Raw genomic sequence first — 12477 nt, 5'->3', positions numbered from 1 at the left:
TTATAAACGAGAGAGCAAGCGGTTAATTTTCAAGAAAATTTTGCAAAATTTTTGCGAAAAATCACCACTTGTTCGTTAAATAATACGAGAGAATTGTTGTCTTCTCGCAAGCTGTCTTGAATAGACATCAAAACATAAACAAATATTACGAATTAATAGACGACCACGTGGCGAAACCACAATGCTATTCTCTGTAATTTCTAATAAGCCATCTTCTGCTAATGAGTTTAATAACGCTAAATCTTCATTGAAATACGCTTTAAAATCAATTCCATAGCTATTTTCAATAGTTGCAAAATCTAGTTTAAAGTTACAAATTAGGGCTTTAATCACATCACGGCGAATACAGTCATCTTGGCTTAATGCAATTCCTTTATGTAAAGCAATCCCTTTTTCTTCAACATCAGCATAATATTGTTGTAATTCTTTTTGGTTTTGAGCGTAAGTATCGCCCAATAAGCTAATTGCTGAAACACCCATTCCTAATAAATCACACTCTTCTTGGGTAGTATAGCCTTGGAAGTTACGGTGTAAAATGCCTTTTTGCTGTGCAATAGCTAATTCATCATCAGGTTTTGCAAAGTGATCCATTCCAATAAATTTATAGCCGTTTTCACCTAAAAACTCGATCGATTTTTGTAAAATCGTTAATTTTGTTTCCGGTGCAGGTAACATATCTTCTTTAATTTTTACCTGTGCGGCAAAACGGCTTGGCAAATGGGCATAGTTAAATACACTCATACGATCTGGGTTTAGTTCTACCACTCGCTTTAAAGTGTACATAAAACTTTCAACATTTTGTTTTGGTAAACCGTAAATTAAGTCCACATTGGTCGAAACAAAGCCTAGCTCTTTCGCTCGTTTCATTAATGCAAAAATAAATTCTTCATCTTGCTCACGATTAACCAAGCGTTGAACTTCTTTGTCAAAGTCTTGAATCCCCATACTAATGCGGTTAAAACCAATAGCACGCAAGTGATCTAACATTGATAATTCAATTTCACGAGGATCCATTTCAATACTAATTTCCGCATCTTCGCTTACATCAAAATGGTTACGTAGCATTGCCATTAAGCGAGCAGATTGGTCTTCATCTAAATAGGTTGGTGTACCGCCGCCCCAGTGAATTTGAGTAACTAAGCGGTTTTTAAATAATGGTGCACGCGTTTTAATTTCACGCTCAAGGTAATCCAAATAAATCTCTACCTTGTGGCGGTGACGGGTAATCACCTTATTACAGCCACAGAAATAGCAAAGTTTATGGCAAAACGGAATATGCACATAAAGCGAAAGCGGACGCTCTGGATAACGAGCTGCCGCTGCAATAAAATCCTCATTGGTATAATTTTCATTAAATTCCAACGCAGTTGGATAAGAAGTATAACGAGGACCAGAATGGTTATATTTTTGAATTAGGGCTAAATCCCAAATAATTTCTGACATTAGATTGCCTTTTTAATTTCTTCAATATCTTTTAATAATTGGTAACACTCAATTTTGATGTCTGCCTCTAGCTCCGCCTCTTTGGCTTCTCGCTCGAGATCTAACTTCATTCTCTGATTGCGTTTTAAGTTTTTACGCTCATCTAAAATTGGCATATTTTCAACCACCAGATACAGTGCCCACATCGCTGTATGGTGGCTTAATTTTCTGCCTATTACATCCAATAAAGGTTTTAAACGCAAAACACCCTCAGAGAAATCGCATTGCTCAGATACCATAGCTCTTGCGATAACATCAATACTGTCTAAAATACGTAAATAGCGTTCTTTTTGTGCTCGCTTAGCTTCTTCAATTAGGGTTTTTTCTTGCCTTTTTTGAATTCTTAATTTCAACATTAAATGTACGGCATAACCTGCAAGTGAAATTAAGATTAAAACCGCCAGCACAATCAGAAATATTTTTAACATCATAATTGATTATCCATTAGCGGAATTTATTGATATCCATTGTTTCAAATTGACGTAATAGTGCATCACCATTATCGCCGTCTTCCTCTTCAAATTCGATACCAAGTTCAGTCATCAGTTCATCAATACGATCTAAGCATTCATTCATAAATTGCTGATCTTCTGCAGATAATGTTTTACCTGCTTCTAAATCATCTAATAATTGATTTAGGCATTCATTATTTTCTAATTGTTCTAATTCTTGCTCTGGTGAAAGTACTGGTTTAGTTGGCTCAACTGGGACAGGCTTAATTACACGTCCTTTTTCTGGCTGATTAACAAATTCCACCATTAATGGCACTTTTTTACGGCTACCAATGCGTGGATCTTTCACTTCTTTCACTACAGTTTTTTTCTGCTCTGCAGAATCGGCATTACGAGAGCCGGTCGGCAAACCTTTATGTTTACGTTTACGCTTTTCTTCACGTGCTTGAGCATCAAGCTCATAACGAGTTAATTTACGTTTTTTCCCTCCACCTAATTTAGGTGCAGGTATGGCTGGCTTATCTGTTTTTCTTGCCGGCATAATGTCGCTAATACGACGTGTTTTTTTAGTTCGACTCATAATATTTATATTTCTTAAATTTCCTATAAACGATTATTTTACAAGGAATTGGGTTTTGTTGATAGTCTAAGTTTTTGCTTATAAAAAATAAAAGCATACTAACTATGCTTTTAAAATTCACTTAATCTTTAATTAATGATAGGTTTTCAAGAATAGTTGATAGGCTTTCAGAAATTTTTCAAAATCATCTAAACCACAAAATGCAATACTTTCTTGATTATAGAATTGAAATCCGTCTTCCATTTCATCTTCAAACTCTGCATCTAAATTATTTGCTTTTGCCATCACTTCGTCATAATCAAAGTAAATGCTGTATTCACGTCCTTCAAACACACATTCATAATGATTGGGAAAAGCCGCTCTGCATTTTTCAATTTCAGTAAAAATCGCTTCCAGATCTTTCTGATTTTCAGTAATTTCACTGTTTAACCAACGAGCAAAAGCTTCGTGATCCATTGAACATTTTGCAACAACACCGTGAATACTATGAGTAAATTGATATTCCATACGCTTTCTCCTCTTATTAGGCTTATTATAGCCTAACAAGCGGTTATTTTTGCGAAAAATTTTGCATACTACGATAAGTTAAGTAAAAATACTCTGCCACATTTTTCCAACAAAAGCACGCTCAGCAATAAATTCTGTTGCCTCTACCACGCTCTCTTTTCTGAGTAAGTTCAAATGGTGGATTTTATTGCGTAAAGATGTATAGCAACGCTTAAGTTCTTCGCCATCTTCCAGCGTTAAAATACCGCATTCAACCGCACTGTCAAAAATACGTACATTATCCGACCAGATTGCCATTTGTGGGTGCTGATGGCTATGTTCTAGCACTAAACATTGGGCGATAAATTCAATATCGGTAATACCACCTTGGTCGGTTTTAATATGGAATTTTTCCTCTGAAGGTGAACTTAAATGCTGATACATTTTCTGACGCATTTCGCAAATTTCTTGCCGTAATTGACCGCTTGTTCGGGCTAAAGCAAGCGTACTTTGACGAATATGTTCAAAGGCTTGTTTGAGGCTATCTGCTCCATAAACACATCTTGCTCTCACTAATGCTTGGCTTTCCCACGTCCAAGCTTCATTTTTTTGGTAAAAATCATAAGCCGTAACAGTGCTAACTAACAAACCAGCCTCGCCTGACGGTCGTAGTCGCATATCAATTTCATACAATACACCGGCACTGGTGTTCAAATTAAAAATAGAGGTGATTTTTTGGGCTAATTTTAAATAGAACTGATGGCTTGAAATCTCTTTTTTACCGCCAATCGTCTGGCTATTTTCTGGGGCATTATGCAAAAAGACTAAATCCAAATCGGAATTATAACCTAGCTCTATGCCACCTAATTTCCCGTAGCCAATCACGGCGAAACCTTGTTCCCCCGCCTCTAAATGCTCTGGCTCGCCAAAGCGTTTCGCCACTTGCTTCCAGGCCATATTTACTACGGCAGAAATAATTGCCTCAGCTAAATAAGTGAGATGATCACTAATTTTCATTACCGGCAAAACCCCTAAAATATCCGCAGCAGCAATGCGTAAAATATGAGTCTGTTTAAATTGACGCAGTGCATCAATTAATGCTTCTTCATCTTCTTCAGGAATACGAATTAAGTAATCTTGCAATGCAGATTGATAATTTTCCAGCTCAAGCACTTGAGTTAAACCACGATTGGCAATGAGTTCATCTAATAACATTGGATAACGGGCAATTTGCTCTGCAATCATTACCGACTGGCTAGATAAAGTTAAAAGTTGTGGCAGAATTTGTTCTCTTTCCAACATCAACTCAAGGTAGGTAGTACGAGTCGTGATTTTATCTACAATATTGATTAAACGAGGCAGTAGCACCAAATAATCTTCTCGTTGGAAAATGCTATCGGCAATTTTAGGCATTAAATTTCTTAATACACTTCGCCCTCGCCCCCCAATCGGACGTTTTACCCAATCTTGAAAAGTGGTTAAAAACTGGCGATAAATCGTTTCATAATCATTTTCTTGTACCGATGGGTAATTTTTGAGTACATCAGCCAAATCATCTTGAGCGATCTCAAAATGTAAAATATCTTTCCACTCTGCCAGTTTTTCATTTAACGGATTATCGTCTTCCGTTTCCTCTTCGCCGATAATCTCATTAAAAATCTGGCGAACCTCATTTTGATAAGCGGCTAATTTCTGTAAAAACTCTGACCAATTAGTAAAATCGTGTTCTACCCATTGGCTATTTTGAGTGCCTAATACCTGCTGTTGGTAGCTTTTGCACGCATATAAAATACGTTCTTGATCTTGTTGATCCGTTGGTAAAGTTTGGGTTTGTTTATCGTCAATCGCTTGCAGTACATTTTCAATTTGGCGATAAAAAATATAGGCATTATGTAATTTTGTTACTTGCTCTGCACTTAATAAACCTAGTTGTGCCAAGCGAGGAAGTACGGTTAGCAAGCTACGCTCTTGTAGGATTTTATCTCGCCCGCCTCGCACCATTTGGAAAGTTTGAGTGATGAATTCAACCTCTCGAATCCCGCCTGCACCGAGTTTAATATTATCGGTTAAATTACGACGAACCACTTCTCGGCTAATTTTTTGCTTCATTTCACGCAAGGATTGAATTGCACTAAAATCCAAATAACGACGATAAACAAAGGGGCGTAACATTTGTTTTAAATAACGGTGATTCAGATTTTGGCTATCTTCGCCTAAAATCTTGGCTTTAATCATCGCATAGCGTTCCCAATCTCTGCCTTGCTCTTGGTAATAATCTTCCATTGCGGCAAAGCTCAAAACTAATGCCCCGCTGTCGCCAAAAGGACGTAGTCGCATATCGGTGCGGTAAACAAAGCCATCACTGGTAATTTCATCTAAGGCTTTGATTAAACGTTGCCCCATTCGGGTAAAAAACTTGCTATTTTCAATCGGTTTGCGTCCGCCTTCGGTTTCGCCTGCATCTGGGTAGGTAAAGATTAAATCAATATCAGACGAAAAATTAAGCTCTCGCCCACCTAATTTCCCCATTCCTAAAATCAGTAATTCTTGCTTTTCGCCTAAGCTATTCATCGGCGTGCCATATTCTTGGCAACAACGTTCAAATAACCAATCTCGAGCAGCTAAAATCAAACTTTCTGCCAAATCGGATAGTTTCTGAAAGACAAATTCCACACTACCGAGTTTATTCGATTGAATAAAACTTAATGCTGCCATTTCTCGATTGCGAAATAAACGTAGCTCTCGCCCCAACTGTTCTTCATTTTCAACCGCAGTTAATAGTTCATCTAAACGGCTAGCGTAATGCCCACAATTCTCAATACTAGGGGGCTGTTCAATCCATTGATGTAATAATTCTGGCTGTTTTTGTAAGGTATTTTTAACGAAATTGGAAAGCGAAATAGCGACTACAAGCGGTTGAATTTGCTCGGAATTTTGCAAATTTTCAGGTAAATCTAATTGAGATTGGGGGATTAGGGGGGTTAGCATAATATTATTTAATATAAATTACTGAAGAACCATTTTATATTTGGAGATCAACTCCCCTCTTTAGAAAAGAGGGACTGGAGGAGATTTGATAAAATATTAAAAATTTCGTATGCGCTTGGCATTACTTCTGTCAAATCTCCCCTAACCATCTTTGCTAAAGAGGGGAATTAAATTATCAAAACACCTTTTTAAACGGCTTAATAATCACATCGCCATAAACACCAGCTTCAACGTAAGGATCTTGGCTTGCCCACTGTTTTGCTTCTTCAAGTGAATTAAATTCGGCAATAACAGTTGAACCAGTTACACCTGTGCCATCTTCCGTTGGATTAGGGCCTGCGGTAAGCAAACGCCCTTCAGCTTGCAATGCTTCTAAACGAGCTAAATGTGCCGGGCGAACTTCTAAACGTTTTTCCAACATATTTGGATTATCTTGTGCAAAAATTACGTAATACATAATTGCTCCTTATTCTTTGTCGGTTGAATGAATTAACGATAATGCTTCATCTAATTCTGGATTATTTTCTCTTGGTACGGCACGAGGCTTGCCCTCTTTATCCACTGCCACATAGGTAAAAATAGCTTCTGTTACACGAAAACGCTCACGAGTACCTTCATAAACTTGTTTAATAAACACTTCTACCTTCACTTGCATTGATGAACGCCCAACGTGCATTAAGGTGCCATAACAACAAACCACATCGCCGACAGAAATTGGCAGATGGAAGATCATTTTATCAACGGAAACCGTAACCACTCTGCCCTTTGCCAGTTCTTTCGCTAAAATTGCTCCGCCTAAATCCATTTGCGACATAATCCAGCCACCAAAAATATCGCCATTAGCATTAGTGTCAGACGGCATTGCTAAAGTGCGTAAAATTAATTTCCCTGCCGGGTCTTTATCATAAGGTTTATTTTTCATTTGGCTCTTCCTGTTTTTCAGCCTCTTTAAGATAAGGGTAAAGCATAAATCCTGTGGCTATGGTTGCAACTAAGGTTAAACCAATAATGCCGAATGATTTAAAATCAACCCAAATATCTTCTGAGAAATATTGGCTAATATAAATATTCAGTAACATACAAAAAATAAAGAAAATAGCCCAACCTAAGTTAAGTTTATTCCAGACATTGTCTGGTAACTGAATTTCTTTACCGAGTAATTTTTTAATTAGCGGGGTTTTAAAACCAAATTGGCTAATTAATAGCACCAATGCAAATAGAGAATAAACAATGGTTACTTTCCATTGTAAATATTTTACTTCGTTAAAATAAGCACTTAATAAACCAAAAAAGACAACCGCAGTTCCCATAATCACTTGTTGCTTTTCAATTTTTCCATAAAGTACTTTTAAAGCAATCATTTGTACAATAGTTGCAATGACTAATACAACCGATGCCATTTGAATGCCTGACATCTTATAAACCACAAAAAACAGAATAAGTGGAATAAACTCAAGTAATTGTTTCATTTTATCTCCTAATTATTTGCCGGTAATTGGCGATAAACTTGGTAAAAACGGAAGCTAAAAATCGCCATAAATACACTAATAAACGCACTTAAAATAATTGAAATAACGGTACCAACCGAACCATTGCCAATCATTGCAACAAAACGAGATAAAATTCCTGGTACAACATATGAAATTACACAAAATAAAACTAATGGCATCATTTTTCCACGAGATAACTGTAACGTAAATTTAATGGTTTCCAACACTGTTTTTTGTGGTTTTTCTAATAAATAAACATAAATCAATAGGCTTAATTTAAAGAAGAAATAAAATCCGACTAAAATCAGTGGGAAGGCAACAATAATCATCTCTGGAGATGTCATTGCAAATGATAAGCCTAATGAAAATGGTAATATCATCACAATTTGTAAAAGTAATACCGGTAAAAATGATTTTATAGCATTGCCCGTATTTTGGAAAAATTGTTGATAACTACCGTTGTTAATAGATTGAATATTTAAAATCATCAATAAGTTGATAAAAAGGTTGATTACCCCTAATAACATTGTCGGCAATAAAAATGCAAGCATTTGTCCTGGTTCTACTTGCTGTTGCTCAATTTGTTGCTGAGAGATTGTTCCTGCATCATTTGCTAATAAAAAAATAACTAATAACTGTACGACGGAAATAGTTATAATCGCAAATAATGAGAAAACCTGCTGATTACGCATAAAATTCCAACTTTGTTGTAATAAATCCACAAATTTAATTGGCATAAAAGGTCCTTTCCATTATTGTAAAAAATTTGTTGTAAAGTATAGCAACTGTTGAGCAAAACTGCATTAATCTATTGTAGATTTTAATCAGTTATATAAAATGAAAGAAAAAAATTTAAGAGAATATTATGTTAAGCCTATTTGAAGCCGGACAACGCTACCTAAATACATTGCCCAATCAAAAGAAATTAGCGAATTTTATGCCAGACTATCATATTATTCGCTTAGTAAAATTCTCCTCTAAGGTAATGCCTGCTTTTGCTTGCTTTGCTTTAGTGTGGCAGTATTTTTTTGCCGATCCTACTCAATCTATTTTGGCTAATGCTGTCATCACCTCTATTTTTGCGATCTCTATTCCTTTTCAAGGGTTTTATTGGTTGGGAAAACGGGCTCGCTCTCCTCTTTCATTATCATTATTAGAATGGTATGAATCGCTTAGACAGAAGCTCATTACTGCACAAGTAAAATTAGAAGAAGAGCAATCTGTCCCTTCTTTCCAAGATTTTGCTAATTTACTAAAGCTAGCGGAAGAAACTTGGGGAGACGATTATTTTAACGAACTTTAAAAACAGGTAAAAATAGGCAGAAAAAAACCCCATTCAACTGTGAATGGGGCAAACACTTTTGTTCTAATTCCGGAGGTATGAATTACTGTTTTATAAAAGGAGACAAATAAAACAAGAACAAAAGAAAAATCTAAATCTGGCTCCTCCTGCGGGACTCGAACCTGCGACATATGGATTAACAGTCCACCGTTCTACCGACTGAACTAAGGAGGAATTAATGAAAATTATGGTAAGCTAAAACGTTTTAGTAGTCAAACAAAATAATGAACAAACGTTCATTATTTACATTTCTTGACATAACTTTACTTTATTTAGCTTATTTTTGCACAAACTTGACAATTCTTTTGTTTCGGTAATGCCATCTCTCTTATAGAAAAATGCAAACCATCAATAAGTAATAATTTACCTGATAATGTTTTACCGATATTCAACAAAGCTTTTATTGTTTCTAACGCTTGAATACTGCCAACCACACCAACAATCGGGGCAATCACACCAGCCTCTACACAACTTAGCGTACCATCACCAAATAATTGGCTTAAGCATTGGTAGCAAGGTTCATTTTCGTGATAACAAAACACACTTACCTGCCCTTCAAAACGAATAGCAGAACCAGATACAAGCGGTCGTTTTTGTGTAAAACATTGCAAATTTAGTTGGTTGCGAACATCGACATTATCGGTACAATCCAGTACTAAATCGACATTAGCAATTAATTCTGCCCACTGCTCATCACTGCATTTTTGATTGAGTGCTTGAATTTCAATATTCGGGTTAATTGCCTGAAGTCGAGCTTTTGCCGATTCCACTTTAGCTTGCCCGATTGTTGCATCGGTATGCAGAATTTGGCGTTGCAAATTAGAAAGGGAAACAGTGTCAAAATCAACCAAGGTTAAATGCCCGACACCTGCCGAGGCAAGATATTGTGAAGCAGCACAGCCTAAACCGCCAAGCCCAACAATTAGCACTCGGCTGGCTTTTAATTTTTCTTGCCCGTCAAAATCGACACTTTTTAAGATAATTTGACGATTGTAACGAAGCATTTCGTGATCGGTTAGTTCCATAATTATTATCTTAAAAGTGAATTAAAGGGTTGAATCGTTACCTTTTCACCTGCCTCAACATTGCCACGTTCTGCCTCAAGCACAATAAAACAGTTGCTTTCATTAAAGGCACTAAAAATATGCGAGCCTTGCGTCCCCACTGGGCGAACCTCTAACTCACCATTTTCATTGGCATAGTAATAACCACGTTGGAAATCTTGTCGCCCAACGCCTTTTTTCAAATTCATTGCACTGCACGCGGTCAGATTTTGCGTTAATTTTGCAATTTTTTCTGCCGATAATCCGGATAATTTCGCTAATGCTGGTTGCACTAATTGGTAGAAAGTAACTAAAGCAGAAACAGGATTACCCGGTAAGCCGAAGAACCACGCTTTTTCTAATTTACCAAAGGCAAAAGGTTTACCCGGCTTCATTGCAATTTTCCAAAAACCAATTTCGCCTAATTTTTCTAGTACATCTTTAGTAAAATCTGCCTCGCCAACTGAAACACCACCGCTTGTAATAAGGACATCTGCTTCTTGTTGAGCTTTTGTAAAAGTTTGCTCAAAAATAGTTGGGTCGTCCGCTAAAATGCCATAGTCTAAAATTTCACAATTTAATTTTTCTAACATTAAACGCACAGCAAAACGGTTAGTATCGTAAATTTTTCCTTCTGCTAACGGTTGCCCTACGCTGGTTAATTCATCGCCTGTTGAAAGAATTGCGACTTTTAATTTCGCAAACACTGGCACAGTTGCAATCCCTAAAGAGGCTAATAATGGCAGGCTGGCAACATTTAATAATGAGCCTTTTGCCAGTACCAATTCGCCTTGTTTTACATCTTCACCAATTCGGCGGATATTACTACCTAATTTTGGAACACGATTAAAAGTAATCGAGCCATTATCATTCACTTGTGTATCTTCTTGCATCACAACGGCATCAACACCATTTGGCACCATTGCCCCTGTCATAATACGAATACATTCACCTGCTTTTAACTCACCATTAAATGGATTGCCAGCAAAAGATTTTCCTGCAACAGTGAGGGTTAAATTTTGTTCTAAATCAGCCACTCGAACAGCATAACCGTCCATTGCCGAATTATCAAAATTCGGCACATTAATTGGGGAAAACACGTCTTCTGCCAAAATACGATTTGCACATTCATTTAAAGGTAAATGCTCAATAATTGTTGGCTCAGGTAAGCGAGCAAGCATATTTTCTAATGCTTCAGAAAGGGCTAAAAGTGCCATTTATCTCTCCTTAATTTAAATCTCTTCACTTAGCTAACTTGAATGAAAAAATCACGAATACCAATCAGCAAATTATTCATTGCAATAGCGGCTAAAATTAACCCCATTACACGGCTGATAATTGCAGCTCCCGCATTACCAATTAAATGCTGAATTTTATTTGCTGCATTTAAAAGCAGATAGGTAATAAATAGTACTAATAGCATAATGCCACCGGTAATGGCTTGCTCAAATAAGTTAAAGCGATGATTATCTGTTAATAATACCACCGCCATCATTGCCCCTGGTGATGCAATAGAAGGAACCGCTAAAGGGTAAACCGCTAACTCATTTAAGTTACTGCTCATTTTCATTTCTTTTTCAGGTTTACTTTCGCCAAAAATCATTGTTAAAGCAAAAAGTAATAGCACTAAGCCACCAGCCGCTTGGAAGGCAGGTAGGGGAATTTGCATTGATTCTAAAAGAACCTGCCCACCAATTAAGAAAAATATTAAAATACCTGCAGCAATTAATACTGCATTCAATGCAATCTTACGACGAGCTTCAATAGGCAAACCAATGGTTTTTGCAAGATAAACAGGAATAGAACCTATCGGGTCAATTACCGCCCATAAAACTACAAATTGCACTGCTAATGAATCAAACATTTCACCTCCTTTAACATAAACTATTGAATTATATCATAAATCTCTTATCTTTTCACGGGCATTACTCGCTGCCGAATAGCACTAAACTTAATGCTATTCAGCAAGGTAATATTCTTGTTTTTTATCATCAGATAAGAAATAACACTAAAAGAGAATGTTTACTCTTCAATAACAACTTTACCGATATATTCTAAATTACGATATTTTTGAGCATAATCGATACCATAACCGACAACAAACTCATCAGGAATGGCAAATCCAACCCATTCAACTGGCACATCAACTTCTCGGCGTGAAGGTTTGTCTAATAATGTACAAATCGCAAGAGAGTTTGGTTCACGTAACTTGAGAATTTCACGTACTTTATTCAGGGTAAAGCCTGTATCAATAATGTCTTCCACAATCAAAACATCTTTACCGTTAATATCGCCGTCAAGATCTTTTAAAATCTTTACATCTCGGCTAGATTCAGTACCAGAGCCGTAGCTTGATGCTGTTAAAAAATCGACTTCTACAGGCAGTTCTAAGCGTTTGACAAGATCCGACATAAACATAAATGAACCACGTAATAAGCCAACCACCACAAGGTTTTTGCTGTGGTTGTGCTGATAATAGTGGTTAATTTCTTTAGCTAATTCAACAATACGTTCTTGTACGTCTTGTTTTGAAATTAGCGTTTCGATGTGATGCTTTTTCATTGTTTCTCCTCAAGCACAATTTCTATTTTCAGATACAAGCGGTCATAATTTG

14 protein-coding genes and 1 tRNA gene are annotated in these 12477 nt (G+C 36.6%); 1 reads left to right on the top strand and 14 read right to left on the bottom strand.

The features are described 5' to 3' along the window. Positions 1-75: 75 nt before the first annotated feature. From hemN to PTQ27_RS09580, 9 genes are all read right to left on the bottom strand, one after another. Complete coding sequence (hemN, locus tag PTQ27_RS09620; RefSeq protein WP_273748897.1) at positions 76-1443, bottom strand: oxygen-independent coproporphyrinogen III oxidase; 1368 nt, start codon at positions 1441-1443, stop codon at positions 76-78. Further along, entirely contained in the window at positions 1443-1910 is a 468-nt protein-coding gene (locus PTQ27_RS09615; protein WP_273749052.1) for a DUF2489 domain-containing protein, read from the bottom strand. The genes hemN and PTQ27_RS09615 overlap by 1 nt, the downstream gene beginning before the upstream one ends. A gap of 16 nt (positions 1911-1926) precedes the next feature. Then, a complete protein-coding gene (gene yihI, locus PTQ27_RS09610; protein ID WP_273748898.1) occupies positions 1927-2514 on the bottom strand; it encodes a Der GTPase-activating protein YihI in 588 nt (195 codons plus the stop codon). Between the two features lie 132 nt (positions 2515-2646). Further along, positions 2647-3021 (bottom strand): YacL family protein, encoded by a 375-nt coding sequence (locus PTQ27_RS09605; RefSeq protein WP_273748899.1) that lies wholly within the window; start codon positions 3019-3021, stop codon positions 2647-2649. Between the two features lie 78 nt (positions 3022-3099). Further along, positions 3100-5988 (bottom strand): bifunctional [glutamate--ammonia ligase]-adenylyl-L-tyrosine phosphorylase/[glutamate--ammonia-ligase] adenylyltransferase, encoded by a 2889-nt coding sequence (gene glnE, locus PTQ27_RS09600; protein ID WP_273748900.1) that lies wholly within the window; start codon positions 5986-5988, stop codon positions 3100-3102. Positions 5989-6163: 175 nt separating this feature from the next. Beyond that, complete coding sequence (locus PTQ27_RS09595; RefSeq protein WP_273748901.1) at positions 6164-6445, bottom strand: YciI family protein; 282 nt, start codon at positions 6443-6445, stop codon at positions 6164-6166. Positions 6446-6454: 9 nt separating this feature from the next. After that, complete coding sequence (yciA, locus tag PTQ27_RS09590) at positions 6455-6910, bottom strand: acyl-CoA thioester hydrolase YciA (RefSeq protein ID WP_273748902.1); 456 nt, start codon at positions 6908-6910, stop codon at positions 6455-6457. Continuing rightward, positions 6900-7457, bottom strand: coding sequence for a septation protein A (locus PTQ27_RS09585; protein ID WP_273748903.1), 558 nt, complete (start codon positions 7455-7457; stop codon positions 6900-6902). Before PTQ27_RS09585 ends, yciA begins: the two co-directional genes overlap by 11 nt. 8 nt (positions 7458-7465) lie before the next feature. Further along, on the bottom strand, positions 7466-8215 hold the full coding sequence (locus PTQ27_RS09580; RefSeq protein WP_273748904.1) for an ABC transporter permease: 750 nt from the start codon (positions 8213-8215) through the stop codon (positions 7466-7468). A 128-nt stretch (positions 8216-8343) separates the two neighbouring features. Here PTQ27_RS09580 and yfbV point away from each other — a divergent pair, with 128 nt between their 5' ends. Next, positions 8344-8781 carry a terminus macrodomain insulation protein YfbV gene (gene yfbV, locus PTQ27_RS09575; RefSeq protein WP_273748905.1) on the top strand — a complete coding sequence of 146 codons (438 nt, stop codon included), beginning with the start codon at positions 8344-8346 and terminating at the stop codon, positions 8779-8781. 137 nt (positions 8782-8918) lie between these two features. On the opposite strand, the gene PTQ27_RS09570 is transcribed toward yfbV, so the two are convergent. From PTQ27_RS09570 to hpt, 5 genes are all read right to left on the bottom strand, one after another. Next, a tRNA-Asn gene (locus PTQ27_RS09570) sits at positions 8919-8994 on the bottom strand. A gap of 98 nt (positions 8995-9092) precedes the next feature. Beyond that, a complete protein-coding gene (moeB, locus tag PTQ27_RS09565; RefSeq protein ID WP_273748906.1) occupies positions 9093-9845 on the bottom strand; it encodes a molybdopterin-synthase adenylyltransferase MoeB in 753 nt (250 codons plus the stop codon). A gap of 5 nt (positions 9846-9850) precedes the next feature. Next, positions 9851-11080, bottom strand: a complete 1230-nt coding sequence (moeA, locus tag PTQ27_RS09560; RefSeq protein WP_273748907.1) for a molybdopterin molybdotransferase MoeA — start codon at positions 11078-11080, stop codon at positions 9851-9853. 29 nt (positions 11081-11109) lie between these two features. Then, positions 11110-11727 carry a MarC family protein gene (locus tag PTQ27_RS09555; RefSeq protein WP_273748908.1) on the bottom strand — a complete coding sequence of 206 codons (618 nt, stop codon included), beginning with the start codon at positions 11725-11727 and terminating at the stop codon, positions 11110-11112. 158 nt (positions 11728-11885) lie between these two features. Further along, on the bottom strand, positions 11886-12425 hold the full coding sequence (gene hpt / locus PTQ27_RS09550) for a hypoxanthine phosphoribosyltransferase (RefSeq protein ID WP_273748909.1): 540 nt from the start codon (positions 12423-12425) through the stop codon (positions 11886-11888). Positions 12426-12477: the final 52 nt, after the last annotated feature.

This window comes from Mannheimia cairinae (genome assembly GCF_028649535.1).
In the GTDB taxonomy this organism is placed as follows: domain Bacteria; phylum Pseudomonadota; class Gammaproteobacteria; order Enterobacterales; family Pasteurellaceae; genus Mannheimia; species Mannheimia cairinae.
Note: the sequence above shows the minus strand (reverse complement) of the source record. Positions and strands in the feature narration are given on the sequence as shown.

Excerpts from the sequence above, each read along its gene's own strand:
- hemN (WP_273748897.1), bottom strand. The coding sequence starts at position 1,443 with ATGTCAGAAATTATTTGGGATTTAGCCCTAATTCAAAAATATAACCAT.
- PTQ27_RS09615 (WP_273749052.1), bottom strand. The coding sequence starts at position 1,910 with ATGTTAAAAATATTTCTGATTGTGCTGGCGGTTTTAATCTTAATTTCA.
- yihI (WP_273748898.1), bottom strand. The coding sequence starts at position 2,514 with ATGAGTCGAACTAAAAAAACACGTCGTATTAGCGACATTATGCCGGCA.
- PTQ27_RS09605 (WP_273748899.1), bottom strand. The coding sequence starts at position 3,021 with ATGGAATATCAATTTACTCATAGTATTCACGGTGTTGTTGCAAAATGT.
- glnE (WP_273748900.1), bottom strand. The coding sequence starts at position 5,988 with ATGCTAACCCCCCTAATCCCCCAATCTCAATTAGATTTACCTGAAAAT.
- PTQ27_RS09595 (WP_273748901.1), bottom strand. The coding sequence starts at position 6,445 with ATGTATTACGTAATTTTTGCACAAGATAATCCAAATATGTTGGAAAAA.
- yciA (WP_273748902.1), bottom strand. The coding sequence starts at position 6,910 with ATGAAAAATAAACCTTATGATAAAGACCCGGCAGGGAAATTAATTTTA.
- PTQ27_RS09585 (WP_273748903.1), bottom strand. The coding sequence starts at position 7,457 with ATGAAACAATTACTTGAGTTTATTCCACTTATTCTGTTTTTTGTGGTT.
- PTQ27_RS09580 (WP_273748904.1), bottom strand. The coding sequence starts at position 8,215 with ATGCCAATTAAATTTGTGGATTTATTACAACAAAGTTGGAATTTTATG.
- yfbV (WP_273748905.1), top strand. The coding sequence starts at position 8,344 with ATGTTAAGCCTATTTGAAGCCGGACAACGCTACCTAAATACATTGCCC.
- moeB (WP_273748906.1), bottom strand. The coding sequence starts at position 9,845 with ATGGAACTAACCGATCACGAAATGCTTCGTTACAATCGTCAAATTATC.
- moeA (WP_273748907.1), bottom strand. The coding sequence starts at position 11,080 with ATGGCACTTTTAGCCCTTTCTGAAGCATTAGAAAATATGCTTGCTCGC.
- PTQ27_RS09555 (WP_273748908.1), bottom strand. The coding sequence starts at position 11,727 with ATGTTTGATTCATTAGCAGTGCAATTTGTAGTTTTATGGGCGGTAATT.
- hpt (WP_273748909.1), bottom strand. The coding sequence starts at position 12,425 with ATGAAAAAGCATCACATCGAAACGCTAATTTCAAAACAAGACGTACAA.